This window comes from Paenibacillus sp. JJ1683 (assembly GCF_053006485.1).
Map to the genome: position 1 here is coordinate 4,141,105 of NZ_CM129820.1, position 26,895 is coordinate 4,167,999.

At 44.6% G+C, this 26,895-nt stretch carries 23 protein-coding genes; 7 read left to right on the forward strand and 16 right to left on the reverse strand.

The genetic code is table 11. The features are described 5' to 3' along the window. Nucleotides 1-56 precede the first annotated feature (56 nt). On the reverse strand, nucleotides 57-1,019 hold the full coding sequence (locus tag ACUC6J_RS17735; protein ID WP_447249212.1) for a helix-turn-helix transcriptional regulator: 963 nt from the start codon (nucleotides 1,017-1,019) through the stop codon (nucleotides 57-59). 324 nt (nucleotides 1,020-1,343) lie between these two features. On the opposite strand from ACUC6J_RS17735, the gene ACUC6J_RS17740 reads away from it, so the two are divergent. Both ACUC6J_RS17740 and ACUC6J_RS17745 read left to right on the forward strand, forming a co-directional pair. After that, entirely contained in the window at nucleotides 1,344-4,586 is a 3,243-nt protein-coding gene (locus ACUC6J_RS17740) for an EndoU domain-containing protein (protein ID WP_447249213.1), read from the forward strand. 18 nt (nucleotides 4,587-4,604) lie between these two features. Next, a complete protein-coding gene (locus ACUC6J_RS17745) occupies nucleotides 4,605-4,907 on the forward strand; it encodes a hypothetical protein (protein WP_113049977.1) in 303 nt (100 codons plus the stop codon). Nucleotides 4,908-5,309: 402 nt separating this feature from the next. Here ACUC6J_RS17745 and ACUC6J_RS17750 read toward each other — a convergent pair whose 3' ends face one another. The 9 genes from ACUC6J_RS17750 to ACUC6J_RS17790 form a co-directional block, all read right to left on the reverse strand. Beyond that, a complete protein-coding gene (locus tag ACUC6J_RS17750) occupies nucleotides 5,310-6,191 on the reverse strand; it encodes a carbohydrate ABC transporter permease (protein WP_193191258.1) in 882 nt (293 codons plus the stop codon). A 56-nt stretch (nucleotides 6,192-6,247) separates the two neighbouring features. After that, a complete protein-coding gene (locus ACUC6J_RS17755) occupies nucleotides 6,248-7,129 on the reverse strand; it encodes a carbohydrate ABC transporter permease (RefSeq protein WP_330720542.1) in 882 nt (293 codons plus the stop codon). A 26-nt stretch (nucleotides 7,130-7,155) separates the two neighbouring features. After that, entirely contained in the window at nucleotides 7,156-8,499 is a 1,344-nt protein-coding gene (locus ACUC6J_RS17760; RefSeq protein WP_447249214.1) for an extracellular solute-binding protein, read from the reverse strand. A 136-nt stretch (nucleotides 8,500-8,635) separates the two neighbouring features. Beyond that, nucleotides 8,636-9,436, reverse strand: coding sequence for a response regulator (locus tag ACUC6J_RS17765; protein WP_447249215.1), 801 nt, complete (start codon nucleotides 9,434-9,436; stop codon nucleotides 8,636-8,638). A 2-nt stretch (nucleotides 9,437-9,438) separates the two neighbouring features. Next, on the reverse strand, nucleotides 9,439-11,199 hold the full coding sequence (locus ACUC6J_RS17770) for a cache domain-containing sensor histidine kinase (protein WP_447249216.1): 1,761 nt from the start codon (nucleotides 11,197-11,199) through the stop codon (nucleotides 9,439-9,441). Nucleotides 11,200-11,473: 274 nt separating this feature from the next. After that, complete coding sequence (locus ACUC6J_RS17775; RefSeq protein WP_016821892.1) at nucleotides 11,474-11,917, reverse strand: HEAT repeat domain-containing protein; 444 nt, start codon at nucleotides 11,915-11,917, stop codon at nucleotides 11,474-11,476. Between the two features lie 153 nt (nucleotides 11,918-12,070). Then, a complete protein-coding gene (locus ACUC6J_RS17780; RefSeq protein WP_016821893.1) occupies nucleotides 12,071-12,412 on the reverse strand; it encodes a cupin domain-containing protein in 342 nt (113 codons plus the stop codon). Between the two features lie 74 nt (nucleotides 12,413-12,486). Next, a complete protein-coding gene (locus tag ACUC6J_RS17785; RefSeq protein WP_025365550.1) occupies nucleotides 12,487-13,737 on the reverse strand; it encodes a PTS ascorbate transporter subunit IIC in 1,251 nt (416 codons plus the stop codon). A 333-nt stretch (nucleotides 13,738-14,070) separates the two neighbouring features. Then, on the reverse strand, nucleotides 14,071-15,087 hold the full coding sequence (locus ACUC6J_RS17790; protein ID WP_257126198.1) for a substrate-binding domain-containing protein: 1,017 nt from the start codon (nucleotides 15,085-15,087) through the stop codon (nucleotides 14,071-14,073). A 337-nt stretch (nucleotides 15,088-15,424) separates the two neighbouring features. Between ACUC6J_RS17790 and ACUC6J_RS17795 the strand changes: the two genes are divergently transcribed. Then, nucleotides 15,425-16,618, forward strand: coding sequence for a glycoside hydrolase family 5 protein (locus tag ACUC6J_RS17795; protein WP_031462009.1), 1,194 nt, complete (start codon nucleotides 15,425-15,427; stop codon nucleotides 16,616-16,618). Between the two features lie 390 nt (nucleotides 16,619-17,008). On the opposite strand, the gene ACUC6J_RS17800 is transcribed toward ACUC6J_RS17795, so the two are convergent. Continuing rightward, the gene (locus tag ACUC6J_RS17800; RefSeq protein WP_318300650.1) at nucleotides 17,009-18,439 is read right to left on the reverse strand and encodes an aldehyde dehydrogenase family protein; all 1,431 of its coding nucleotides are present in this window, start codon (nucleotides 18,437-18,439) and stop codon (nucleotides 17,009-17,011) included. Between the two features lie 180 nt (nucleotides 18,440-18,619). On the opposite strand from ACUC6J_RS17800, the gene ACUC6J_RS17805 reads away from it, so the two are divergent. Beyond that, nucleotides 18,620-19,282, forward strand: coding sequence for a TetR/AcrR family transcriptional regulator (locus ACUC6J_RS17805; protein ID WP_447249217.1), 663 nt, complete (start codon nucleotides 18,620-18,622; stop codon nucleotides 19,280-19,282). Between the two features lie 153 nt (nucleotides 19,283-19,435). Here ACUC6J_RS17805 and ACUC6J_RS17810 read toward each other — a convergent pair whose 3' ends face one another. Next, nucleotides 19,436-20,017 carry an NAD(P)H-dependent oxidoreductase gene (locus ACUC6J_RS17810; RefSeq protein ID WP_447249218.1) on the reverse strand — a complete coding sequence of 194 codons (582 nt, stop codon included), beginning with the start codon at nucleotides 20,015-20,017 and terminating at the stop codon, nucleotides 19,436-19,438. Nucleotides 20,018-20,091: 74 nt separating this feature from the next. Beyond that, nucleotides 20,092-20,676: a TetR/AcrR family transcriptional regulator gene (locus tag ACUC6J_RS17815; RefSeq protein WP_025365554.1), complete on the reverse strand. Its 585-nt coding sequence runs from the start codon at nucleotides 20,674-20,676 to the stop codon at nucleotides 20,092-20,094. 246 nt (nucleotides 20,677-20,922) lie between these two features. Between ACUC6J_RS17815 and ACUC6J_RS17820 the strand changes: the two genes are divergently transcribed. After that, nucleotides 20,923-21,594: an oxidoreductase gene (locus ACUC6J_RS17820; RefSeq protein ID WP_447250305.1), complete on the forward strand. Its 672-nt coding sequence runs from the start codon at nucleotides 20,923-20,925 to the stop codon at nucleotides 21,592-21,594. 39 nt (nucleotides 21,595-21,633) lie between these two features. Here the strand turns inward: ACUC6J_RS17820 and ACUC6J_RS17825 are convergent, their stop codons facing one another. Then, entirely contained in the window at nucleotides 21,634-22,257 is a 624-nt protein-coding gene (locus ACUC6J_RS17825) for a DUF4183 domain-containing protein (RefSeq protein ID WP_447249219.1), read from the reverse strand. Nucleotides 22,258-22,706: 449 nt separating this feature from the next. Here ACUC6J_RS17825 and ACUC6J_RS17830 point away from each other — a divergent pair, with 449 nt between their 5' ends. Next, entirely contained in the window at nucleotides 22,707-23,120 is a 414-nt protein-coding gene (locus tag ACUC6J_RS17830; RefSeq protein ID WP_016821903.1) for a DUF4183 domain-containing protein, read from the forward strand. A gap of 123 nt (nucleotides 23,121-23,243) precedes the next feature. Here the strand turns inward: ACUC6J_RS17830 and ACUC6J_RS17835 are convergent, their stop codons facing one another. Continuing rightward, a complete protein-coding gene (locus tag ACUC6J_RS17835) occupies nucleotides 23,244-23,981 on the reverse strand; it encodes a cyclase family protein (RefSeq protein WP_025365557.1) in 738 nt (245 codons plus the stop codon). Between the two features lie 399 nt (nucleotides 23,982-24,380). On the opposite strand from ACUC6J_RS17835, the gene ACUC6J_RS17840 reads away from it, so the two are divergent. Further along, nucleotides 24,381-25,664, forward strand: a complete 1,284-nt coding sequence (locus tag ACUC6J_RS17840) for a pectate lyase family protein (protein ID WP_016821905.1) — start codon at nucleotides 24,381-24,383, stop codon at nucleotides 25,662-25,664. 145 nt (nucleotides 25,665-25,809) lie between these two features. On the opposite strand, the gene ACUC6J_RS17845 is transcribed toward ACUC6J_RS17840, so the two are convergent. Continuing rightward, nucleotides 25,810-26,877 carry an ABC transporter ATP-binding protein gene (locus tag ACUC6J_RS17845; RefSeq protein ID WP_016821906.1) on the reverse strand — a complete coding sequence of 356 codons (1,068 nt, stop codon included), beginning with the start codon at nucleotides 26,875-26,877 and terminating at the stop codon, nucleotides 25,810-25,812. Nucleotides 26,878-26,895 lie beyond the last annotated feature (18 nt).

The following is a 26,895-nucleotide window of genomic DNA, read 5'->3' on the forward strand; positions in this document are numbered from 1 at the left end:
CCATGATTATCCTCATTATAAAAAAGCTTCACTGACATCTGCTGTCAGTGAAGCTTTTAACGTTGATAATATTCCATTAACTCCGACGCAACCGCAACAAGTTTTTCCTTCAAGCTCTGTGGTTCGATGATCTGAATGGATTTCCCGTAGGGTAGGAGTAAATGAGGGACATATGTATGAAGTGATTTTTCCTCAAGCAAAAAGATGGCTTGGTTAGCGGTTCGCTCTTTCAGATGATGCCCCAAAAACCAATGTAGACATAAGTCATCCAATGCCTCTGACCTGCCTTTGATCATTAAAGAAATTAAACCGTTCTTGCCCACTAAATCAGGTAACAGATTTTGCATAAAAAATTCACGAGCTGAAAAAGCCTCAGGACGCTTAAATAGGATTGGAGTGCGTTTGATCTGTAAAATCCGTTCTGCCCGAAAGCTACGGATCTCATTTCTTAGGTGACAAAATGCAACAGTATACCATTTGTTGTTCCAGTACACCATTCCATAGGGGTCTATCACCCTATTCTTGGGTTGTTCTTCATGGCTCGTGCGATAATCCATTTCGACAGAGAATTGGTTGGCTACAGCCTGCTCCAATTCTGCCAATATCGGCTGAAGAGAAGGATCTCCTATGCGATTTATCACTTCAAATCCGGCTAAATGACGTCTAAGTATACTTTCCTGCTCTTGATTCGAATACATTTTCAATTTTGAGGTCGCACTGCTTAATGCCTCACTCAAAGGAGATCCAGCTTCTTTTGCAAAAACAGCAGCATGAAGGAGTGCCTTTTTTTCCTCCATATCAAATAGTAAGGGTGCTCTAATAAAATTATTCAGCAAGCTATACCCGCCATGATGACCCGTGTCGGATATGATAGGCACTCCACTGGCACATAGAGCATCAATATACCGATAAACTGTTCTTATATTTATTTCTAACTTTTCGGATATTTGTTTCGCCGTCATTTTTACACCTGAATTCAGCATCCATAAAATGGCCAGCATATTATCGTTTTTTGGCATAACCTGACCCCCCCTCTCTCATTAAAGCTCAATCTTTTATAAATATCACTTTATACTCCCTCATACCACCTATTATATGCTTTTTTCCATCTTATACTTCCCTCTCATATCTTCTAATTCCAGATTTACACATAGTAAATACCATAATGAATGGGTCATTCTGTAAACTAACTCTCTCTTTTAACCGATAAATACATATGCTGGGTTGTTTATTAAATATCACCTCTCGTTTCTTAATACCAAACAACCCCCGTAATACATTACATAGATGACGTGCTTTACTTGGAAATACCCATCGCATCTAGAAAGGAGTCATGAACTCACTTGAGCGTATTATTAGATGGGATTGGATATGAAAGCCTACGCTTTTATGGTCCCTTTCAGCCATTACACATCGAACAACTTCAAATAACACGTGCCATTAACGATCATGCCTATTTACATATCAGTGGGTTGCTCTCTGAAGAACAGGGAGCAGCTTGTATTGGTCAAAATATGGATCAAGAGCCGATTGTGATTCGTCAGTTGAATGATCAGGGACAATCGCTAAGAAGGCTGTTCCATGGGATTGTTACACGTATGTCCGTACACTGTGTGCGAGGCGTGTATACGTTTGAACTGGAGGCAGCTTCCCATTCGTATCAAATGGATATCAAACGTAAAAGACGCTCCTATCAAGATATTCACCGTACTTATGATGATCTGGTCACAGCGCTGGTTCGAAAATATCAGTACGGGGATGCCATTGACACGGTAAGCAACCATGCCACACTGGAGACATTTATTTTACAATATGAGGAGACGGATTGGGCGTTTTTAAAACGTCTCGCTTCTCGCTTTGGTTCCGTACTTGTGCCAGAGGTAACCGCAGCCTCGCCCAAGGTTTTCTTCGGGATGCCAGAAGGCAAGCAGCATAAGGTGGAGCGGGATGTATTTTATCGAGTTCGGAAAACGTTTCATGAGTTGGATGCGGAAAAGCCAGGCGAACGTGCTGGCTCGTATGTCACCTATATGATTGAAAGTCTGCAATACTATGCGCTGGGCGACCTCATCACGTTACCCATTGGACAAGGCAAAGAACTGGTCGTGGTTCGAGCCGTGACAACCTTAGCAGATGGCTTACTGCGCACTCGCTATGATCTTCAGGCCGAACAAGATATCCGCTATGCCCGGTACGAAAATGATCAGGCTACTGGAATTTCGCTGACAGGAACAGTACTGAAGGTACAGCAGGATTTCGTACAGCTTCAACTAGACATTGACCCGAAGCAAGATCCTGCCAAAGCCTGCTGGTTTCCTGTAGCGACTCGATATGTCGCCGAAGAACATAGTGGCTGGTACGATATGCCTGAAATCGGGGAACAGGTAGAGTTGTATCTGCCTACCCATCGCGAACAAGATGCCTATGTCACGGATTCACTGCGACAACAACGCCATACAAATGATCAGCCGAATGTGAAGATATGGCAACATGTGCAAGGTAGCGGCCTAGAAATGTCTGAGCATGAACTAATCCTATCCACCCCCGGTGAATTTTCCATTACACTGCATGAAAGTAGCGGAATTACCATCGACAGTCCGGGGAATGTGCAGATACAGGGTGGTCATGTGAAGCTGGGTGCAGGCGAGGAACTTTCTCTCGAAGCTGGAATGGCGTTGTATTTAAAAGGCGGAGCCAGCAGCATGGTACTGGATGGTGAGACGGATACCAAAGCTCCGGTGATTTATCAGGAAGGTACGGTGAAGGCACCTGTTTTCGTAGCTGACCTCCCTCCTGTTCCAGAACCGCCATTGATGAGCATCAAAGCATACGAGGCGGCGCAAGCTCCATCGACAGCTAAGACATCTTCAAGCAGCACTCCTACCGCCAAAGTGACAAGTCCGGCTGCACATCAACAGGCTAGTTCTTTGTTGGGTACAGTGTCCAAGCTATTAGGCTCCATTCCAGTGATGGGAAAAGTGGCTGGTGTTGTAGCGGGAGCGCTGAGTGGACCTGCGGGAGGTGTAATTCTAAAAGCAACCGCAGCGATCCCCGTTCGGAGCAAAGGAACCCCTACCGTTGGAGGCAGTAAGGGGAACGGTATTCATCCATTGAAACACTTGGCTGGTTTGGCCATGCAAGGGTTGATTAGTCAGTATGAACATGAGCAAGCGAGACATGCCTACTATAGCAAATGGATTCTGGGGAAAGTGTATACAAGCGCACGTCATATAGCGCATTCCGGCAGCCAATTAGAGCTGATCCAATACTTGCTGGCAGCATCGAAAACCATGGTTCATGCCTATCAACAGGTACCTAAAAGTGTTAAAGATAGAATGCTGAGGGAATATAAAGAACAAGAAAAAGCTAGGGCTGAAGCTGCTCTTAAAGCAGAAAAAGAAGCTAGAGCTAAAGCCCTTAAAGCGAAAAAAGAAGTTGCGCCGCCAGAGCTTACAGAGGAAGAATATGAAAAAATCTGGCGGGACTATGAAAGGCACATATATACCGAAGACTTTAGACCCAAACTTAAACCAGGGAGTTATCGAGGGAAAGATGGTCTTGTACGTACAAGTGATGGTACGCCAGATCGACAATACTACAGTGAATGGAAACATAATTATCCGGGCGACTTTTTCATGCTAACTAGGAAACAAGGAGTAACCGAAGAAGAACAAAAGTGGATGTTCTATGCTATTATCACAGAAAACCCTCTTATGGTTGGTGGCCGAGGGGGGATGGACAATACTAAAGAATTAAAAGGGATACTTTCAAAACTGGGTAGAGGGAAAGGCTTTTTTAATATTTCTTCTGGAGTAAGTGCAAAAGTAAGAGTCCAGGAATTATTAGCAAGACAGCAAATAGAAGCTACAGAAAACACAGCTTCCCAAAAAATTAACCAAACTCTTGAAACCAAAGGCTACAAGCCACAACCAAATGAAAGGTTAACAACGAAAAACCAATATAAACAACAGGATCAACAGGCAAGGAAAACATTACGGGAGAGCGCCTCCAAGGCAGCTAGAGAAGAAAATAGTCAAATTCAAAAGAAGGTCATATATAATGTAACTAAGAGTACAAATGCAAGAAAAGCTTCAAATATAAAAGAATATTTAAAAAAGGAAAAAGAAATTGTTACATCGCAGGACAATATTCCACCTAGAACACATATAGTCAGTGAAAAATCATTAGACCATGCGAACATGGGTGATTTCACTAGAAATCCAAAAACAGGAGAGATATCGAAAATGAGTGGGGGTGGACATGGCCAGGATAATATAGATTTTCTTGAGAACAACGGAATTGAGTACAATATAGAAAAGACTTATTCCAATGGAGTTAGGGTTGGTAATGTACCAGGACATAAGTCTAAGGGAAAAAGATCAGGTATTGGTCAAGCATGGTTCCCAAAAGAATGGACTAAGGCAGATATAAAGAATGCCGGAGAGCATATTGCTAACATGGCTGAACACAAAGAAACAATGGATGGGATACCAATATTCGGAGAATTTAATGGTGTTAGAGTTGGCGTTATCAAAACGAATGGAGAGATAGGAACCATTTTCCCTGATAATATGCTACAACCATAATTTTAAGGAGGATATTTAATGTTTGAAGAAAAAGTTAGAGCAATCTTGGGGGCACGGGCATTGCTTGATGATAACGATCCAAGAATAGAACATAAATGGGATGAATTAATTAATTTACTGAGTGAAGATGAAAACTCAACTTTAAATTTCTTGCAGATATGCAATAAAACAGAGATTTCATATTTAAGTGAGGTTTTCGAAGAAGTGGCGTATAATTTACAGAGTAAAAAGTATATTGACATATTATATTCTTTAGATAAGAGATATCCAGACTTAGATTTAATCAGACATATTCACACCGCTGAGAGCTACATGGATTAGCTAGCTAAAGCTCGTAATACCAATTACATCAATATTTAATCATAAACATATTTCACTATATAGTACCTACTTCAACTATCACTTCGCATTTTTACGCATACGACAGCAAAATATATCACTTGAACAGTGGAAAGCTGTTACATAAAATAGGTCAATTATGAAGAAAACCATCCATAATTGACCTATTTTTTCTATAGTGCCTTTACTTTTAAACAGAACCATCAGAATGAATATAGTAAAACTAACCATCCTAAAGTGAGCTCCTTTTTCTCACAAGCAAATAGTCTGGAATTCAAAGCCAATGCCTTGTACAATAATGCCCCCTAGCATTCACCGGACAAACCAAGAGGCTTGTTCCAATGTCTACACTAGGGGGTGCTCTTCTAATCAGGGGAATTTGCTTTACCCTTTAACCGACCCGGCTGCGATTCCTTCCACAATCCGGTCACTCATAATGAGGAACACGAGCAAAATGGGCAAAATGCTGATCATCAACGTGGCTCCGATAGCTCCCCAATCGGTCGTATATTGTCCGATAAAGTTCTGAACGCCGACGGTCAGTGTTTTATTTTCGTCCGAGCTGATGAACGTATTGACGAAAATAAACTCGTTCCAGTTGTAGATCATATTAATAATAGACGTCGTTGCCATGACGGGGGTGGTCATGGGCAGCACAATCCGGAAGAACATCCGGTTGACGGAGCAGCCGTCCATAACGGCCGCTTCTTCCACTTCACGGGGCAGGGCGTAATAGAAGCCCAGCAAAATCATCATCGTGGTCGGTAGATTAAAAGCGACATACGACAGGATGATGGATACTGAAGTGTCTGTTAAGTGCAGTTTGAGAAACATACTGAACAGCGGGATCAAGGTCGAATGGACCGGAATCATGAGTCCGACCATAAAGAGCCCGAGGACCAGCTGACTTCCTTTCCAGCTCATACGTGTAATGGCAAATGTAACAAAGCTGGCGAGCAGCACGGTCAGCGCCACGGATATAACCGTAATCCATACACTATTGAAGAAATACCGCCCGATATTGCCACTGGTCCACACATTCATATAGTTTTCCCAATGCGGCTGAGACGGGAACGCGAACGGTGGAAGGTTAAACACTTCCTGATTATTTTTAAGCGAGAAAAGCATCAGCCATACCAGTGGTAAAAGCTGCGTCACCGCCAAGATGATCAACAGTATATACAAAGCGGCATAACCGACCCGAGTTAACAGTTTGCCGCGGGTAGCGACTCCAAGCGGATAGTTGGCGGCTGCCTGGGTTTTCATATCCGTTCCTCCCTCTTTCTGTCCTCTGTTACTCCTGATCTAATTGCATGAGTGTCCTATGAATACTGGATGGTATCACTAGTAGCGGTCACCTTGCGAATCACCCACGTAGCAATCAGGCAGATGAGCAGCAGGGCAAAGGCTGTAGCGCTGCCATATCCGAAATCGAAGCTGCGGAACGCCTGGTGGTACATGTACGAAGCCATCACTTCACTGGCTCCGTTCGGCCCACCGTCCGTCATGACGTAGATCAGGTCAAAATATTTGAGCGAGCCGACAATGGACAATATGATCGTCACGTTAATTACCTCACGTAGTAGAGGCAATTTGATACGAGTCGCAATCTGCCAGGCACTGGCTCCGTCGATCCGTGCAGCTTCCATCAGCGTTTCGGGAATGTTTTTCAGTCCGGCATAATAGATCAGGATATAAAAGCCTGCATATTGCCAAATAATCGGAATGAACAAGGCAAGGAGCACCAGAGACGGATTAGCTAACCACTCGGGCGGGTTGTGAACTCCGACTGACGCCAGCAAGGAATTCAGCACTCCGTTGGTCGGATGATACATTTTGAGCCACAATTGAGCGATCGCTACAGAAGACAGCAGCATGGGAATCAGATAAATTTTCCGCAGCAGGTTCGCTCCCTTGATTTTTCCTGACAAAATCATCGCAACGACCAGATAACCGATCAGACTGATACCTGAAAACAAGGCCAGCAGCAGTGAATGCCAGGCACTTTGCCAAAACGCCGCGTCTGTGAACAAATGTTGATAGTTATCCAGTCCTACGAAAGTCATAGCGCCGATTCCATTCCACTGATTCAGACCGTAATAGCCGGTCAGTACGATGGGCACATAAATCACGGCGAATAACAACAGCAGTGAAGGCAACACATAGAGAGCAATGACGATCTTATTGGACATGACCTTATCCACGGTCAGACCTCCTTAGGTGGTCAATTTCAATTTCCTTTCTCAATGGCAGCCTTATGCTGGTCGGCAAATTGCTGCGGTGTCACCGCTTTACCAAACAACGCCTGAATCATATTCAAATGCACCTGTGCCGCATTCGGCTTCATCTGAACATCAGCGAATAATGTAATGTTGCTGGCTTCGTTCAGCCCATTCAGCAGATCGACATACAGCTTGGGCAATTTTTCTTTGGAGGTATCCACTTTTGTCGCCGGAATAACGCCTGCCTGTGTGACCGATTGCTCTCCCCATTTTTCTACGAAGTATTCAACGAATGCTTTGGCTTCTGCTTTCACTTTGGAATTTTCCGAAACGAACAAGCCTACTCCAGGACCTCCTACCCAACTGTTCTCGTCGCCCTTGCCGCCTGCAACCATCGGGAATTTAAAGAAGCCGATTTGATCTTTAAACGCTTGCGGGATATCAGGATTAGTCGTAAAATTCGGCAGCTCCCAGGTAGCCATCAAATACATCGCCGCTTTGTCGTTCATAAACTCGGATTTTCCTTCATCATTGGACAAGCCGTTAAATCCTTTGTTAAAGGCATTCATATCCACCAGCGTCTGAATTTCGGATGCCGCCTGAATTAAGCCAGGGTCGTCAAACGAGCCTGAGCCATCAATTGCTTTTTTCAGCGTTTCGCTACCTGCTATACGGTCTGCCAGATACATGTACCAAAGCGAACCCGTCCAGCGATCTTTATTGCCCAATGCAATCGGTGCAACTCCATGATCTACGAGTGTTTTCACCACCTGCTTAAATTCATCAAATGTCGCAGGTACCTTCAAGTTGTATTTTTGGAATATGGCTTTGTTGTAATAAATGGGTGTTATGTTCAATTCGATCGGAAGCGCATACGTTTTGCCATCCAGCGCATAGGCATCGGTCGTTCCCGGTACGAATTTGTCCTTCAGCTTGGAACCTTGCAGCAGGTCATCCATCGGCGTAAATAATCCGCCTTTAACGTAAGGCTCCATGAAGCCCGCCGCCCAGGTGATGCCAATATCGGGCAATTCATTGGAAGCTGATAGCACTTTGAGTTTGTTTTTGTATTGTTCATTTTCCAGCACTTCCTGCTGAATGACGACATTCGGATGATCCTTTTGGTATTGATCTATAATCTGAGTTACAAGCTTGCTTTGCTGTGCCGAGCTTCCCTCTGGCCACAGGTGCATCATTTTGAGTGTAACCTTGCCCCCTGCTCCACTGGAACCGCCTTGACCATCCTTACCAACACCACAACCGGACAGCACTAGCATGAATGACAGCAGCAGGGTCAACCCAGCAATCCATTTTCGATGTGAGCGCTTACGAACTGAATACTTGTTGGACATCGTTAGACCTCCGTTATTGTAATTATATTTTTTGTAACCGTTATCATTTGTAAGTTTAGCACTGTATTTCTGCTTCCAACAGGGTACGCTCATTGGGTATAATTCCACTTTTATTGGGTTGTGAGCAGCCTATATGTCAGTCGATATTCTCCGGTCCTTTACGCATCTGCTGCCTATAGCGGCTGGGACTTACCCCCTCGGTCGCTTTGAATACTTTAATAAAATATTTATCTGTCCGGTAGCCTGAGCGCTCACCGATTTGAGCGATCGTCAGTTGGGTATGCAGCAGCAACTCCTTGGCCCGTTGGATTCGCAGCCGGTGCAGATATTCGCTGAAGGACAAACCACTTTGCTCCTTAAATAAAACACTAAAATAGCTCGCATTCAGGTGTGAATGCGCCGCAGTCTGCGCCATCGTAATGGGCTCGTGTAAATGCTCCGCCATATAGGCGAAGGCTTGCCGTACCGGATCGCTAAGCGTAGCCGTTTGGAGGTCAAGCTCCAGCAGAACAGTGTCAGCCAGCTTGTCCAGCCTCTTGTATCGCTGCCGCTCCTCTTCCAGCTGAAGCGCCTCATTTACCGCATTCAGCAGCTCCTGCTTATCAATCGGCTTGAGCAAGTAATTAACGGCTCCGAGACGAAGCGCCTGCTGGACATAATCAAATTCCGCATATCCCGAGATCACAATGATCGCCGGACGATATGACTCCCGTTCCAGAGAGCGGATTAAATCCAGCCCGCTGAATTCCGGCAAACGGACATCTGTAATCAGCAGATGAACCCTCTCCGCTTGCAGCATATGTAATGCCTCCAGGCCATTACCCGATGTCATAATCCGGTATTTCCCGGCGGCCCACTGCTCCAGTGTCTGATGTATCCCCTGACGTGTTCTTTGTTCATCGTCCACAATAACAATGGTCTTGGATGAAAAACTCATTCCTACCGCCCCCCGTATTCATCAGGAATTTCAAAAGCGACCACAGTTCCTTCCTGCACAGCACTGTGGATCAGCACGCCGTCCGTTCGATAAGATGCGCTATCATAATAGAGAGCAAGCCTGCGCTGCACATTAACCAGTCCCATACCAGTTCCCTTGCTCTGACAAGCAGATCCCTCCATCAACGCTGTACGCACAGCTGTAAGTTCCTCCTGTGTCATTCCAGGTCCGTTATCTACAACCTCGATCTTAGTCCAGCCCAACCTCGCCGAAGGAGTGATTCGAATTTCAACACGGCCATTGCCGATGCGATTTTCGACACCATGTAAGATTGCATTTTCTAAAATGGGCTGGATCAGCAGCTTAGGAAGCGGAATTCTTGCTGCCTCTGGTGGCATATGAATTTGCCAGCTCAGGCGTTCGCCCAGGCGCATCTCCATCAGTTCCAGATAACGACGGACTTGTGCTATTTCTTCTCCAAGTGTCACCCAAGAGTCATGGTGAGCCGGTTCGATCACATAACGAAACAGCCGCGACATGGACACCATCAGCCCGGCAAGTTCTTCCTCTCCCTTCTCCTGTAGCGACCAGTTAAAAGCATCCAGCGTGTTAAAAAGAAAATGCGGGTTGATCTGCGCTTGCAGTGCTTTAAGCTCGGTCTGGCTTTGTAAAGCCTCCTTCTCGCAAATGACATGGATCAATTCATTGATATCGACAATCATCGTGTTGTACTCTGCATTTAATTCCCGTAGTTCAACCGCTGCTGCCGGTTCTGGATTCAGGGCCAATGCCCCTTCCCGTGAACGACGCATGGCCTGAATCAATTGACCTATCGGTCTGGTAATCAATGTTGACAACATAAAAGACATGAACAGGAACAATACGGCACCAAGAGACGCCGAAATAATAAGTGTCGTCCGTAAAACCGTAATTCCGTCTGTGACGACGCTAACCGGAATCAGAATCAGCAGTGACCAGCCGGTCCGTTCCGATTGCTGAACTGCCTTCACATACTCGCGCGCTCCAATATGAACCGTCTGTGTCTTGCTGTGCAATACATCTAACAAATTAGTCTGATTCATAGGCTCACCCGATAGCAGCTCGCCTCCACGATCTACAAGCAGCATGGTTTCATTTGCTTCTTCATTGGTCGCTGATGTACCATTTAGCCCAAAATAACTTCGGTCCATGCGGGTAATCAGATATCCTCCGCGTGAAAACCAGCGATCCACCAGGCTCACCTGCCGAATCGCCAGCAGCGACTGGGGGTTTTCAGGATCTATGCCGATCCAGACCAGCCTGCCTTTCATCTCATTTGCTTCCCGAATGTCCGCCTGTCCGATACGGTCCTCCAGACTGCCTTCTCTAATTGGAAACAACATCTTCCCTTCGGCGGTATACAGCTCCAGCGAGCCGACGCTCGGCATATAAGCCTGATAGCTATGCATCACTTGCAGTAGCGATTGACGCTGGCCGAAAGTCACCTTGCCTCCATTGCGCTCCTCCAGCAAAATATGCTGAACAGATGGATGATTCGCCACTTGTTCTGTCAGGCTGTCCATCTGGCCGATTAATGCATCCAGTCTGCCACTTGCTTGTACTGCGGTCTGACCAATATGCCGCTCGGCGCTGTCTTTTAGCAGGTGAGAGACATTGAGGTAAATGAACGCCCCCGCCACACTCATCATAATGAGCATCACCAATATAAAGCCGATAAAAATCTGATTACGCAATGTGTTTAATGGTTGGAACCTTGAACGCATAAGCCTTCTCCCCCTGAATCATTGCAGAAAAGTTGATAATGATAGCGCTTTCTATTTTCTATTCTAGCTCATCGTTCCCCTTTGTTGGCATCTTTTTAGCAGAGATTAATGAAAACGGCCAGCACTCTTTGGATTCATTACGTTTGATAATAACACGTAATAACGATGTATATTAAAAAAGCCTTAACAAAGATAACACCTTATCCTTGTTAAGACTTCGTTTGCATTACCAATAATAATCCTCAGCATTACATTCAATGACAGGGTTCAGACATTATCTTGTGGATAACGAAGCCCATTTTTGCTCCAGCCACTGATCAAATTCAGCACCCTTGTCGCCTTCATATGCGTCATAAATATCAACTCTCATCTTGTGCAGCTTCTCGCGAAAATCGTTATAGGTATGGTCGGCTGGCAGGCTTTTTTTAATCCGCACCAGAATCTTCGTCAGCCCCTTAACAAGCTCACCCTCTTTGCGCACAGGCGGCTGTACGTTTTCTCCCCATTCCTGAAGCTTGTGGTAAGCGGCTTCCTGAACAGCATATACCATATCATTATTCATTCGGTGCGTTAGCAAGTCAATTGTCTGCTGGTTCTTCCATGCACCCAGATCATTCACCGCAGCTAGACGCGCTTTCCAATCGGAGGTTCGGTTTGCAGCCACCTTAAGCTGCTCATATACTTCTGCAAATTCCTGCTGAGTTTCGTTGTTTTCCAAAATAATCTCATCCTTTTCTAAAAATCACTACACTGCTGTTTATCACGATTGCCGTTTGTTAAATATAACATACTTGCAGGTCTTCTTCTAAAAAAGATCAGAATGAAATGTAGCGGATTCCAATTTAATAAGAGCCTTGCTTAGTAAGGAAATTTATAAGAAGTCCGCACGTGCTGGTGTAAATGCATCTAGCAGAATTCCGTCATCCTCCAGCGGGATGCAGCCATGAAGAGTGTCAGATGGAAAATGAATGCTGTCTCCTTCTTTAACAATCTGCACATCCTTGGTTTCGCCATGATCGATCATGAACTTAAAGCTTCCCTTCAATACATAAGTGACCTGTTCATGGACATGCTTATGCAACAGGATCTCCCCAGTTTGAGCTTTAGCAAACATCACTTTGACATACATCAACTGGTCACTGTGGGCCAACACTTTCCGGGTCGTATTACTGTCTACTGTGTCCATTTGAATATCTTGATCGTAATAAAACATGAATCATTCCTCCTCATTTAGAACCCAATCTATTTAAGATGAGTTATTTTTAAAGATTCATAAATCGGTTTAGCTTAAAACCAGCGGAAAATAAGCCAAAGTAATCCGGAAAGGGTAGTAAAGTCGGGATCGGCGAATGTCACTCCTTCGGCACCCAAAAAAGAAAAGAGCGGCAAGGTGAGAGCCGGCAGCAGACAGAGCAAAAATCCATTAAGACAACTGGAAATGACTGCTCCTCTAAAACCACCGCTGGAATTGCCAAATATCGCGGCTGCACCGCCAGCGAGAAAACAGGCCATGATCCCCGGTACAATAACAGGCAGTCCGATAAGCGGGAAAAGAAAGACGCAGGCAACACCTGTGAAAAAGCTGACCAAGAAGCCTACCAACGCGGAATTAGGTGATTTGTCGAACAGTACCAGAACATCTACCCCAGGGATTGCTCCAGGTGCAAACACTTGGGAGAAGCCTTTGAAAGCGGGTACAATTTCAGTCGTGAACAGCTTAACACCTGCTTTTGCGATATACAAGCCGGCAGCAAAAGTAGCTGATTGTTCGAGGATAAAGACGAGGTATTCTTTGCCGTCAGATAATTTGCTGACATAATCAGAACCAGCAACCAGTCCAGATACCAACAAAAGCACCAGCATCGTCAAGGTCGTTGCCACATTGGGATCACGCAAAAAACTGATGCGGTCATTTATTTTTACATTTTCGGTGTCATGTTCACGATTGCCCAAAACTTTTCCTAAATAGGTACCGAGAATGTAAGAAGTCATGGAAGCATGAGCAATTGTATATTCATCCGATTTGATAATATTTTTGCTGGCATTCCGGAGCAGGTAAGGAAACACCGCCATGTAGCTCCCAATGACCAAAGAACCAACGATGATTGTAGTCAGCGAACTGAGACCCAGACCTTTCATAACGGCTGTAGCGGCAAAGCTCATGAACAGAATCAAGTGAAGAGACAAATAAATGTACTTGAACTTGGTCAGGCGCGCAAGCACGATGTTAAGGATCATGGAAAAGAGTAAAATGAGTGCAGCATCCGCCCCGATCTGATCAATGGTCAGTGCCATGATAGCTTCATTACTTGGTACGACACCTTTAAGGTTGAACGCAAAAGAAAATATTTGGCTGAAGTTTGTGAGCACGCCTCCTAAAATTCCGCCGCCGACCTTGATCATGGTGAAGCCCATGAAAGAAAGGGTGGTTCCCGTTATGATCTCGGATACTTTCTTCCTCTGGAATACGAGACCGAGTAATGTCACAATCGCAATAATGATGGATGGCTCCCTGATAATGCTCATAAACATTTCCATAGTGATCTCCGACCTTCTTTTATCATATTTTTCATTCTTACTAAATCGATTTAGTAATGCTTGAAAAAAATTTCCCTTCCGGGAATGTAAAAAGAAGTAGAACTGCCTTTTGTGAATTTTAGTACAAGTTAAATCATAAATTTCCGTTTAGGGTTCACTCCTCCCCTCTTTTAAGTTACAGTCATCACTACAGTCATCACTACACTCAGCAACATACATACATGAAAGGGTATTCATGACTCGAATCATAAGATCATTATAGCTCTTTATTTTCTTTTTACAATAGAATCCATAAAAACGTTTTCAAAAAGAAGAAATACTTATTCCAACTATTCAGTTTAACTTTTGGACAGATTCTCTGTGGTTAATGACCGGATTCAAACGGATGATTTCTGAGGGCTGCTCCTGCTCTTTTTGATCGATTTTATCGAGCAGTAGCCTCGCACTTCTTTTCCCCATTTCAAAACTCGGCTGGGAAACGGTAGTGATCGGCGGATTATAAAAAGATGCAAAGGATACATCATCTATCCCAATCAAGGAAAAATCGTTAGGTATGGTCAGATGATTATTTTTGGCATAGATCAGCACCTGCTCCAAAATCATGTCATTCGTAGCAAGGATTGCGGTAGGCGGGTTCTCCATATGAAATAGTTGTCTAATAAGATCAGGCATTTCATCCAGCCTGCCGCTTTTGATATAGTTTTCATGCACGGATATATCATGTTTGCCGAGTGTATTCCTATAGCCGGATAGCCGCTCACTTCGTGTAGTAATCGCTTTTTTGCCTAGAGGAAACGTGATGATGCCAATGTTTTTGTGACCATGCTCAATCAGTGCTTCAATCGCAAGCTCGCTAGCTTTTTCATTATTCAACAGCACCGTGTCTACGCTGATTTCATCAATTTTTCGGTCCACAAACACGAACGGATAGCCATTTTTGACAAGGGAAACATATAATTTTTTGTTCTCTTCTGTAGGAAAAATAATAAGTCCATCCACTTGCCGAGCAATCATCGACTGGACGTACTTTTTCTCTTTGAGGGAATCATCATCGGTATTGCAGACAATGACCTGGACATTTTCCAGTTGGCATTCATCTTCAATCGCGCGCACAATCTCTGTTGTAAATCTCGACAAAATAGTTGAAGAAATAACCCCCACAATAAAAGTCTTCTTTTGCTTGAGACTGCGCGCCACCTCATTGGGAATATAACTGAGCTCCTCAATCGCTTGCTCAATCTTCTTCTTGGTGCTTTCACTCATATAGTTGTATCTTTTATTCAGAAACTGCGAAACTGTGCTCTTCGACACCCCTGCACGTTCTGCGACTTCTTTCATCGTTGTTACCATGATTCCCCCCCTTTCTATATTTGCGTATTAGGCATGTGCTCATTTTCACTATATCTGTACTCTGCAACCTGTATGTAATGTGAATTTCCTTTATTATATACCTTCTTTTACAGGAGGAAAATATAATAAATATGAGTTGAAACGTGCCTTCACCCCATACCCCTACCCCATAAATGCTGGACTCCTAACCTAAATATACCTTGTTGCAAATCTAATAATTTCGAACAAAATCTTAAAAATATACGAATTTTATGAACTTGTTTGATGGAAGATTTGAACATAAAATGAAAATGTAATCGGTTACAATATCATTTATATAAAGGAGGAAGCAAGAATCATGAAGAAAAAAGGGTTCAAAAAAACATTTTTCGTCATTGCCTCCCTCGTCATGGGCCTTACACTGTATGGGTACACTCCACCTTCGGCAGATGCAGCCAGCGTGAAAGGATATTATCACACCCAAGGAAACAAGATTGTAGATGAATCCGGGAAAGAGGCCGCATTTAACGGTCTGAACTGGTTCGGCCTGGAAACCCCTAATTACACCTTGCATGGACTGTGGAGCCGCTCAATGGACGACATGCTGGATCAGGTGAAAAAGGAAGGCTATAATCTCATCCGTCTGCCTTACAGCAATCAGTTATTTGATTCCAGCTCCCGTGCTGACAGTATTGATTACTACAAAAATCCTGATCTGGTCGGATTGACTCCGATTCAAATTATGGACAAGCTGATCGAAAAAGCTGGACAACGCGGTATTCAGATTATCCTTGACCGTCACCGCCCAGGCTCAGGTGGACAATCCGAGCTATGGTATACCTCTCAGTACCCTGAGTCCCGCTGGATCAGCGACTGGAAGATGTTAGCTGAACGTTATAAAAACAATCCTACCGTCATCGGTGCAGATTTACACAACGAGCCACACGGTCAGGCAAGCTGGGGAACAGGCGATGTCTCCACAGACTGGCGTCTCGCGGCGCAGCGTGCAGGGAATGCCATTCTGTCCGTGAATCCAAATTGGCTGATTCTCGTAGAAGGTGTGGACCATAATGTACAAGGCAACAACAGCCAATATTGGTGGGGCGGCAACCTGACAGGTGTGGCTAATTATCCTGTCGTACTGGACGTGCCGAACCGTGTCGTATATTCACCACATGACTATGGTCCTGGTGTGTCTTCGCAGCCATGGTTCAACGACTCGACCTTCCCGTCCAACCTGCCAGCAATCTGGGATCAAACCTGGGGCTACATCAGTAAGCAAAACATAGCTCCAGTGCTGGTTGGTGAATTCGGCGGTCGCAATGTCGATTCGTCTTCCCCTGAGGGTAAATGGCAAAATGCACTCGTAGACTATATTGGTGCCAACAACCTGTACTTTACGTATTGGTCCCTGAATCCGAATAGCGGCGACACAGGCGGTCTGCTGCTGGATGACTGGGTTACCTGGAATCGTCCAAAGCAGGATATGCTGAGCCGGATTATGAAGCCTGTCGTTTTCGTAGTGGAGCAAGCTAAAGCAGCAGCCGAATAGGCACAGGACTTCAATCCGTTTATTAAAAAAGCTAATTTCCCTCCTTCAGTCCAGTTTGTGCTGGAACTACGAAAAGGTGGAGAAACGGATGAAAACAGGGCAACGCTATCGAATAGAAACCCAGCACAGTTTGTTTTTTATCCCTATGCATTATTGGGGCCCTGCTGGTCTAGTGATCGGAATTGTTTTAATCGTTGCATCTATATTTGTATAACGTGGATTGGAAGACACGAGCGATTCCAAACACCGCAATGCGAGCCAGTCACTCCCATTGCGGTGTTTTTCTTTTTGAAGGTCAATCTAACCTTTTCGTTGCACTCGTCATTTGAGGATCAGCGAAGCGAGCTGATGCCGAGTTGTTAAGGGGAGAGGATCTAGCACTGTGTTTGATTATTTAGCCGAGTCATAGCCTGTTATGGTTTTCGTCTCCAAACATTCCTCCAGCCCATGTAATCCGTATTCTCTGCCGAGACCCGATTGCTTGAATCCCCCAAACGGTGCCTTCATTTCAAAACCTGCCCCGTTAATGAGTACAACACCAGCAGCAATTTGGGTTGCCATTTCATTGGCTTTCTCAATGTCCGAGGAACTCACGTAGGCACCGAGACCATAATCTGTATTGTTAGCCATTTCGATGGCTTCCTCTTCCGTCTCGTAAGTTAAAATTGATAAGACGGGACCGAAGATTTCTTCCTTGGCGATCGTCATGTCTTCTGTCACCTGAGCGAAAACCGTTGGTTTAACAAAATATCCTTGTTCCATCCCCTCTGGATGCCCCAGACCTCCGATGACCAGTTCAGCACCCTCATCAATACCAGACTGAATATATCGCTGAACTTGATTGTATTGCTTCTCTGTTATGATTGGGCCAAGTTCTGTGCCTTCTTCCCAGGGATTACCGACTTTGATGCGTTTCACAGTTTCTTTAGCTATCTGTTTCACTTCTTCCAGCCGTTGCTTGGGAACCAAAAGGCGGGTCCCTGCAACGCAAGCTTGCCCATTATTGTTATAACACTGTCTTACAGCGGTCGGAATTGCCGTGGAAAAATCGGCGTCATCTAAGATGATATTCGGCGATTTGCCGCCTAGTTCCAGCGTGACCCGCTTCATCGAATCTACAGCACCTCTCCGAATTTCTTTCCCTGTTCGAGTGGAACCAGTGAAGGTGATCATTGCAATATCCGGATTGCGGGTCAGTTCGAATCCAACCGTTTGGCCAAGACCATGAACTACATTAATAACACCAGTTGGAATATCAGCCTCATGGAAACATTCAGTGATCAGATGTGCCTGAATTGCGCTAAGTTCACTTGGCTTGATTACCACTGGACAGCCGGCAGCTATGGCAGAAGCAAGCTTTGCAGTAATCTGAGAGTAGGTTGCATTCCAGGGAGTAATAATTCCAATAACTCCAATTGGCTCTGCTACTACTTTCGCTTTCCCGATATACTTAACGAAATTGAATTCCTCAAGTGCTTCTTTCGTGTCCAAAAAATTCATAGCTGCCAGTTTAACTCGGCCAATGGCAGCGGGCTTCGGAGCACCATATTCATTGATATTAGCCTCCATCAGTACTTCTAATTTTCTCATAACTGCGTCATGTAGTCTTTGCAGTATTTGACTGCGCTCTTCCACTGAAGTTCGTGAGAAAGTCTTAAAGGCTTTTTTTGCTGCCGCGATTGCTCGTTTGGCATCCTCTTCGTTCCCTAAAGTGACACGTCCGATGATTTCCCTAGTTGAAGGATTAATAAGTTCTTGTACCTCTGTGCCATAAGGCTTTACAAATTCCCCGTTGATATAAACTCGATTAATTGTTCTCATTTAAATAACTCCTTTTGAATTCATTTAGGAGATGTCCCCTTCGTGCTCTTGCTAAAAAGAATGATAGCACACAGCAAAAACAAAGTAAACAAAATACATATAAATTGTCTATATTGTATAAATCGTTTATATCCTATTGGAAACGTGTATAATAGAAGGAACAGATAAGGGGGAGCGTAAATGTCAATGGAGAATCAGCAAGATAAAGCAAAAAACAAGCTGCTGAAAAAACTGATTCCGTCCCTCATGAAGGACGGGTTTCAACAAATGAGGATGGACGATATTGCTAAATTCATGGATGTTAGCAGAGCAACGATGTACAAGAATTTTTCTTCAAAAGAAGAAGTCATCGAAGGCGTCGTTCGCATTTTTGTTGACTATATAGAACAGCTAGAGGATCGTACCAATGAGGATGACGATCGATCATTCGGGGTTTGGTTTCAGCAATTGTTTGAACAATCGGTATCGTTAGTTGGCAAAATATCTGATGTGTTTCTGAAGGATTTACAAATGGTATTTCCAGAATTGTACGAAGTTTTGAAGACTGCATTGGATAAAAGGGAACAGCAGACCCTTAAATTTTATCAAGATGGGAAGGACAAAGGGGTTTTTAATCCGATTAATGAGAAGTTCATTTTACTTCAAGACGATATTTTGCTCCGGGAAATCATGAATGTGAAGTATTTGCTTTATAACCAAATAACCATTCAACAAGCCCTCAATGATTATTATTATTTTAAAAAAATTCAATTGTTCAAACCGGAAAAGATGTCCTTAGTGGACGACTCACGAATTCACCCCGTCATTGAACATTTTGTCGAGAAATTCAATCGTGCTTTATAAGTCAAGGGGCTGTCCCTAACTACTATGGCTTAACGGCAACCACCATGAATGAAAATGAACTGGGCCTGTGAATCTGTATGTTCCATACTGGAACTGTAGGTCACAGGCCGTTACTTTTGGTTAGGACAAACACGCTGGTCCCAAACCGGCAACCTAGTTCATGCTTCGACCTAGCTGCTCGACCTTGCTCAGCCATTCGTTATGCTGTTGATCTGTCCTCTTATTCATAAGATCAATGGTCGTAGAACGCACTGGCTTGACACCGCATAAATGTAGTGTGGAATCCTTCATCATCCGATGCCCAGGCTGTCCCTGGAAAAATCGATAGTACCAGTGCGGACCGTCCATCGTTGTAATGAGGCGGGCTGTTCTTCCTTTTAGAAGCTTGTCAGGCAGGGGTTTTCCTTTTTGATACTTAAACGCAAACCCCGGCATAAAGGTACGGTCAATGAATCCTTTCATTAATGCAGGCAAGCTGCCCCACCAGATTGGAAAGACAAAAACGAGATGTTCTGCCCATTTAATCGACTCCTGTGCTTGGATCAAATCAGGTTCCAACGGCAATTTATTACGATATCCACCTAATAGATTTGGATTAAAGTCCAACGCGGATAGCTGCAACAAACGAACCTCTGCTCCTGCAGCCTTCGCTCCTTTTACATAGGATTGAGCCAGCGCTTCTCCATAACTACCATCGACCGGATTCCCTTGAATCACCAATATTTTTTTAGACATATAAGCCACTTCCTACCCTCATATTATGACTTTAGTTAGAAAACACTAACTTTATATTTAAAAAGAAAAGGTCATTACTGACCTTTACTTAATAAAGCAGTTAAACGTTGTTTGACCTCTGCTGCCAATGGAGCCAGTTGCTGTGGAAGTTCCCCTTCCAGGCTGGACACGGACAAGCGTGTAATGGCTCCAATGATGAGCACACCGGATAGCTGAACATCCTGCTTCGGCAGTTCACCTTGTTGAATCCCCTGTTCGATGAATTCAGTTAACGCCTCCAGCGGCTGACGCACATTCTGGCTCTGGCTTGCTTCAACATACAGCTCATGATGCTGTGATAGTAGAAGCAATCCATACTGGTCCTCATCATGCATATTCAGCACTTCATCCACCAGTTGATGGAAACGGCTGACGAAGCTCCCACTCTGCTTGCGATAGAAGTCAATTAAGGTGGTGTAGCTATTACAATATTGCCCGAATACCTCCAAGGCCATTGCATCTTTACTCTTAAAATGCTTATAAATCGCGGCATCCGTCACACCGGCAGCCTCTCCAATTTCTTTGACTGAAATCCCGTCAATCCCTTTGATTGCAAATAAGCACATCGCTGCCTGTAGAATATCTTTCTTTTTGCTGTCTACATGTGTTTTCTTGTTCATAAAATTATAGTAAGTGAAAACTAACTAAAACGCAAGTCATATTTATGCATGCTCATCCTGTCTATGTGCTTAATTTAAAATCCATCGTAATAAACCTAAAATACCATATTTTTATAAGTGAATGTTCATGAATACGTTAAATGATACGTGTATTGCCTCATTTTATTCCCATAAAATACATATGTAACCGAAATAAGGCGAGCGTTCTGAACCGTTAATAAAAAGGAGTGAACCCAATAGAGCTTACTGTTTCAACCACTTCAAATACGCGATGTAGAGCTAAAAAATCGGATTATGATGTCTCCCATGGGTACCGTCTCAGCGGCAGAAGACGGAAAAGCAACCGATTGGCATACGCTGCATTACGGCGCTAGGACGTTAGGACAAGTGGGGCTAATCATGCTTGAAGTGCATGCAGTCACCCAGCAGGGAAATGATTCAGGCAGCCTTGGCATATGGAGCGACGAGCACATTTCCCCGCTGCAAAAAGTGGTGCAAGCCATTCATGACCAAGGCTCTAAAGCCGGTCTCCAGCTTTGGCATGTCGGACGCAAGGGCTCGTTGCCTCAAGAAACAGCTGTATCCGCCTCTGGTTTGCCTCACCGCGAACGGGCGACCTCCGCACTGTCTTTAGAAGAATTCCATAATCTTGTGCTTGCCTTCAGAGATGCCGCTGTACGGGCTTCGCAAGCTGGAATAGATGTCATTGAATTTCGTCAGACTGCTGGTATAGCTACCGCAGCCGTAGGCTTGATTACTCACGGTATTCAAGCCGAGGATATTTTGCGTAATGGTCGGGCGGATCTGGTTGCGGTAGGCCGGGCACTGCTGCGTAATCCATTCTGGCCCAGACAGGCAGCCGAACAACTCGGTGTTCGTATTGAAGGACCTGCACCCTATAACCATTTTTGGTTTTAAAATAATGCCCATCACTTGAAGTATTTATCGCGAGCGATGTCATGCACTGTATCGCACACTAAATTGAACAATTTCCACAATAATAGGTGTGCCGGAGGAAATTGTCTCCCCTTCGCCGAGGTGAATCGTCAGCGATGAAGGTGTCAAGCTGAACAACGTTCTTTCTTGTAACATTCCGTTAATATACAGATTAGCATAACTATTGCTTCCGACATGAAACCTCTGAGAAGCTCCCTGCACACCATCTACAGAAAATTGATCCGCCATAATCGTGACTGAAGATTCAATCGGATCAGGAGTAAAATAAAAATACCGCTCAGCCATAGGGACAATTTCAATATTGGAGATGTCAGGTGCCGGACCGGTTGGACCCGTTATACCTTGGGCTCCAGTAGGACCGGTTACGCCCTGTGCTCCGGTAGGACCGGGTGCACCTGTTGCGCCTGCACTACCTTGAGCTCCAGCTGGACCGGGCACTCCCGGTGCTCCCGGTGCTCCCTGTGTTCCTGCAGGGCCCTGTATTCCTGGTACTCCTGGTACTCCTGGCACTCCCGGCACTCCTGGCACTCCTGGCACTCCCGGCACTCCTGGCACTCCTGGCACTCCGGCTTCACCTGGAAGACCTGCTGAACAGGGCATACCTTGCTTTCCTGTATGCTCCATCCTCTTCCGTTTAGCAGGAGTATTTCTGAAGCGCCGTTGTACAATAATTAGCTTTGGATGCTTTTGGGCATGCAATCCCGTTTTTGTTTTACCTTTGAATGGATACCTGGGCTTACACTTTTTTCGTTTGTTGATCTTGCAATGTACTGTTCTCTTTCCTTGCCTTCTTAGTGATGCATCACGTCTCCTCATACCAGCCGTACACACCTCCTCCTCTCATGCTTATGTATTGTATGCACATCTCCCATTAGGGTCTTAGGCATTTGTAATATGCAGATTCCAAGTATTCGCTTTCATTTTTTGTGCAGTAAAATAGGGCCTTCTCCATTTACCCTATTATTAATAGAAAGGTTCATATGCCGTTTCCGAATAGGTTGAAAAATCATTTATTGATTAAGAGCCAGCGAATGGCTCATACCACATACCAGTAAAGAAAGGAGATGAGAACTATGCCAATCATAAAACCTGTATTTACAGCAGTAGCCACGGCTCCAGTGTCAACGGGGGGTGCTATAACCACGACCATAACCCCAGCAACTACCCGTTTTTTTGCAACCATTACAGCCGGGATGATCGGAGCAACAGAAACAACTGTTCCTGCTGCCAGCTTCGTAGATGACGCCGATGCTCCCGTGGTTGCTTTACCGGCATTAACAGCCACAGATTCTTCTAATTATTATATTAACGGAGTCATTCAGCAGAGCTCCTTATTCACCCTCACCACAGCAAGTCTGGTCATTGCCTCCGTAGATATTACACCAGGTGTCCCGGTTGTTATAGAAATAGCAGATTTTAGCGGTACAACCTCTACTATCACCACTCAGCCTACCATCTCGGCCCCTACTGTAACGATTATCACATAAGGCGTTTCAATGATTTTGAACCAAGCCGGACTGAATGGTCATTCACGCTGTACACTACCCCGTATACGCTAGAAAAAGACCGATTCAGATGTCGATATCTGAATCGGTCTTTTAAACTCAAGATTAAGGCAAAATAGCAAAGGAGCGCACCGGAAAACCGGGTGAATCCTGAATGCTCGGAACGATATTATAAATGATTGCGCCCGTCGGAGGCAGCTTGTCCAAATTTGTCAGCACCTCAACTTGATATCGATCCTGCTCCAATATGTAATATTCCCCTACCAGTTTGCCCGCTTTTCGATAAGCTACAGAGGAGTCCGTATCCAGTGTTTCATGCCCGATAGCAGCAACATTCCGTTCTTCTACCAAAAAGCGCAGCGCATCCAGCGACCAGCCTGGGCAGTGTGCATCTCCGGCATTGTCCTTGTTCGAGAAGGCATCTGGATTAGGCCAGCGCTTGCTCCAATCACTGCGAAAGGCGGCAAAGGACTGTTCGGCAATGCGTCCGTGCTCTTTTTCGAAATCCAGAATATCCGCGACCGTAAGCTCATAGTCGGAATTGGCTGTAACGGCTGCTGAACGGTCAATGACAACCAGCGGTAAAACCAGTTCCTTCAACGAAAGCTCATGTAAATAACGTTTCCCCTTCACAAAATGAACGGGAGCGTCAATATGAGTTCCATACTGCCCTGGAAAGCAGTATTGTTTTACAAAAAAGCCATCGTCGTGGGTAAACAAGGTATCCACCTGAACGTTATCGAAAACTGGAAAATGGGGAATTTCAGGATAAAAGGCATGGGACAAGTCCACCCACTCTTTTTGCTTCAACAACTTCAATACATTTGCTAAATCCTCTGCCATGATGCCGATTCCTCCTCAGCTTTATTACAAGCATTGTACCTGAGGGTACTACAAAAATCCATAATTCTCCTGTCATTTTTCATCACTTTTTGGCTTGGAATCGTTAACATTATCAGAAAAACTATTTTATCTTTATTCACTGAAATAACTCCATATAATCATATATACAATTCCCATTTCCTATGATTGTTAACGTTTTCATTTATATATATGCATTTTGATTGGAAAAAGAAGGTCTCTATTGAATTATTTAAAAATTCGACAAAAATTTTAGTATGTAACTTTTATTATATTAACAAATACTGGTACACAAAGTATGATAGAACATGTAGAAACTACAGGAGCACCCGGGACTCCCTCGTTCGTCTACTCCATTTATCCAATATACGGAGGTATTTTATGAAAAAGAGATGTTCACTCGGAATCGCAGCCGTGTTATTGTTCGCTACTCTGGCTCCTATGGGTGCACCTGCTCATGCAGCAAGCGATATTGGCAAGGAGACACTTGGCAGCAAAAACGGTTGGGCCGCCTTTTCTACAGGCACGACAGGTGGAGCTACTGCTACTTCCTCCAATACTTTCACCGTAACGAACCGCAAACAACTTGTCGATGCGTTAGGCAAAAGCAGCAACACTACACCTAAAATTATTTATGTCAAAGGTACAATCAATGCCAATGTCGATGACAATAATAAAGCGCTAGGATTGAACGATTACAAAGACCCTAAGTATGATTTCAATGCGTATCTCAAGGCGTATGATCCGTCGACATGGGGTAAAAAGGTTCCTTCTGGTACATTGGAAGACGCACGTAAGGCATCACAGAAGAATCAAGCTAGTCGTATCGTTATTGAAATCCCATCCAATACAACGATTGTCGGTCTGGGCAACAATGCTATCATTAATGGTGCAAACTTCCAACTGAAAAAGGGTACAGACAACGTCATTATCCGTAATATTGAGTTTCAGGATGCCTACGATTATTTCCCGCAGTGGGACCCAACTGACGGCAGTACAGGCAACTGGAATTCAGAATATGACAGCATTACCATTAACGGAGCTACGCATGTATGGGTGGATCACAATACGTTCAATGACGGGGCTCACCCCGATAGCGGAAACGGCACCTTCTACGGTCAAGAATACCAACATCATGATGGACTGCTCGATGTGATTAACCAGGGTGATCTGGTTACCGTTTCATACAATCACTTTTACGATCATGACAAAACATCCATTATCGGCAACAGCGACAGCAAAACAGCAGATGAAGGGGCTTTACGTGTAACCCTGCATCACAATTATTACGAGAATACAGTACAACGCACACCGCGCGTACGTTATGGACAAGTCCATCTCTATAACAATTACTATACAGGTGATGTAAAACGCTCTGAATACCCTACGCTGTATATATGGGGCGCAGGCAAATCCTCCAAAATCTTTGCTGAAAACAATGTCATTGACGTTGCGGGACTATCCGCAGCCAAAATTGTGACTGTTTTTGGTGGGACTGCCTTGTCAGATACTGGCACACTTCTGAATGGACAGGCCGTAAACGCAGGCTCCAGCGCGGGTCTTAGCTCCTCTGTAGGCTGGAAGCCATCCTTGAACGATAAAATTTCCCCATCCGCCAGCGTGAAGGCAGAGGTCACTTCCCAAGCCGGTTCCGGCAAGCTGTAAGCGCTACCGTATAATACAAATCACCACAGACTCATGCAACCTGTGGTGTTACACCAAAAAAGCTGTTCCTCCGTAATATTATTCCATACGGAGGAAACAGCCTTTTTTTATTTATCATCTGTTTATTTATAAATTATATATTGCTTTAACTGCCGTATTGTTCAACTAAAACCGGCTTTTCAAATGCGTTATCCAGCTTGCGAAGTTTAGCCTTCACCGCTTCTGGTGGCTCAACTGCAGGTGCATCTGGATGAAGCAACCATGATTTCACAAAGTGTGTATCAGACAATTGATAGAGCGGAGGCTCTTTCTCAAAGTCAATTTTCATGGCATAAGAACTGCGGGCTGCAAACGCATCCCCTACAGGTGGGTGAAGCAGATCCGGTGGTGTTCCCGGGATCGCAGCCAGCTTCTGACCATGGCTGTCCAAACTAGGCATGGAAGCAAGGAGTCCCCATGTATATGGATGTTTTGGGTTATAGAAAATTTCATTAACCGTACCTGTTTCCACGATTTGCCCTGCATACATAACAGCAACGCGATCCGCCATCTTCGCCACAACACCGAGGTCATGAGTAATAAAGATGATAGAAGTATCAATCTTTTTCTGAAGATCCTTCATCAGTTCCAAAATTTGAGCTTGAATGGTTACGTCCAGCGCAGTCGTCGGCTCATCGGCAATCAGAAGTTTCGGATTAGCAGCCAATGCCATCGCAATGACGACACGTTGACGCATACCGCCACTAAATTCATGCGGATATTGGTTAAAACGCTGTTCAGGATGCGGAATACCTACCAGATTCAGCAACTCAATACCCCGCTTGCGAGCAGCGTCCTTGGATATCTTTTCATGCTTGAAAAGCACTTCCGTGATCTGCTTACCGACTTTCATCGTCGGGTTAAGTGAAGTCATTGGGTCCTGAGAAATCAGGCCAATTTCCTTACCACGAATTTTTTGCATCTGCTTTTCCGTTTTATTAATCAGCTCTTGTCCGTCAAACATAATTTGACCCTTTTGATAAATGCCTGGAGGGGTCGGGATCAGCTTCATAACAGCTTGTGAGGTTACGCTTTTGCCTGAGCCGGATTCACCGACAATCGCCAGCGTCTCTCCTTTATTGACATGAAAGTTTACGCCACGAATGGCCTGCACTAGTCCCTGACGGGTCTTGAAAGATATCGTTAAGTCCTTCACTTCCAAAAGGCGGTTCATCTCATCACTCTTTCATTT

What these genes read in the sequence shown, in the direction of transcription:
- ACUC6J_RS17735 (WP_447249212.1), bottom strand. Translation starts at nt 1,019, where the DNA reads ATGCCAAAAAACGATAATATGCTGGCCATTTTATGGATGCTGAATTCA.
- ACUC6J_RS17745 (WP_113049977.1), top strand. Translation starts at nt 4,605, where the DNA reads ATGTTTGAAGAAAAAGTTAGAGCAATCTTGGGGGCACGGGCATTGCTT.
- ACUC6J_RS17750 (WP_193191258.1), bottom strand. Translation starts at nt 6,191, where the DNA reads ATGAAAACCCAGGCAGCCGCCAACTATCCGCTTGGAGTCGCTACCCGC.
- ACUC6J_RS17760 (WP_447249214.1), bottom strand. Translation starts at nt 8,499, where the DNA reads ATGTCCAACAAGTATTCAGTTCGTAAGCGCTCACATCGAAAATGGATT.
- ACUC6J_RS17765 (WP_447249215.1), bottom strand. Translation starts at nt 9,436, where the DNA reads ATGAGTTTTTCATCCAAGACCATTGTTATTGTGGACGATGAACAAAGA.
- ACUC6J_RS17770 (WP_447249216.1), bottom strand. Translation starts at nt 11,199, where the DNA reads ATGCGTTCAAGGTTCCAACCATTAAACACATTGCGTAATCAGATTTTT.
- ACUC6J_RS17780 (WP_016821893.1), bottom strand. Translation starts at nt 12,412, where the DNA reads ATGTTTTATTACGATCAAGATATTCAAATGGACACAGTAGACAGTAAT.
- ACUC6J_RS17785 (WP_025365550.1), bottom strand. Translation starts at nt 13,737, where the DNA reads ATGGAAATGTTTATGAGCATTATCAGGGAGCCATCCATCATTATTGCG.
- ACUC6J_RS17790 (WP_257126198.1), bottom strand. Translation starts at nt 15,087, where the DNA reads ATGGTAACAACGATGAAAGAAGTCGCAGAACGTGCAGGGGTGTCGAAG.
- ACUC6J_RS17795 (WP_031462009.1), top strand. Translation starts at nt 15,425, where the DNA reads ATGAAGAAAAAAGGGTTCAAAAAAACATTTTTCGTCATTGCCTCCCTC.
- ACUC6J_RS17800 (WP_318300650.1), bottom strand. Translation starts at nt 18,439, where the DNA reads ATGAGAACAATTAATCGAGTTTATATCAACGGGGAATTTGTAAAGCCT.
- ACUC6J_RS17805 (WP_447249217.1), top strand. Translation starts at nt 18,620, where the DNA reads ATGTCAATGGAGAATCAGCAAGATAAAGCAAAAAACAAGCTGCTGAAA.
- ACUC6J_RS17810 (WP_447249218.1), bottom strand. Translation starts at nt 20,017, where the DNA reads ATGTCTAAAAAAATATTGGTGATTCAAGGGAATCCGGTCGATGGTAGT.
- ACUC6J_RS17815 (WP_025365554.1), bottom strand. Translation starts at nt 20,676, where the DNA reads ATGAACAAGAAAACACATGTAGACAGCAAAAAGAAAGATATTCTACAG.
- ACUC6J_RS17825 (WP_447249219.1), bottom strand. Translation starts at nt 22,257, where the DNA reads ATGGAGCATACAGGAAAGCAAGGTATGCCCTGTTCAGCAGGTCTTCCA.
- ACUC6J_RS17830 (WP_016821903.1), top strand. Translation starts at nt 22,707, where the DNA reads ATGCCAATCATAAAACCTGTATTTACAGCAGTAGCCACGGCTCCAGTG.
- ACUC6J_RS17835 (WP_025365557.1), bottom strand. Translation starts at nt 23,981, where the DNA reads ATGGCAGAGGATTTAGCAAATGTATTGAAGTTGTTGAAGCAAAAAGAG.
- ACUC6J_RS17840 (WP_016821905.1), top strand. Translation starts at nt 24,381, where the DNA reads ATGAAAAAGAGATGTTCACTCGGAATCGCAGCCGTGTTATTGTTCGCT.
- ACUC6J_RS17845 (WP_016821906.1), bottom strand. Translation starts at nt 26,877, where the DNA reads ATGAACCGCCTTTTGGAAGTGAAGGACTTAACGATATCTTTCAAGACC.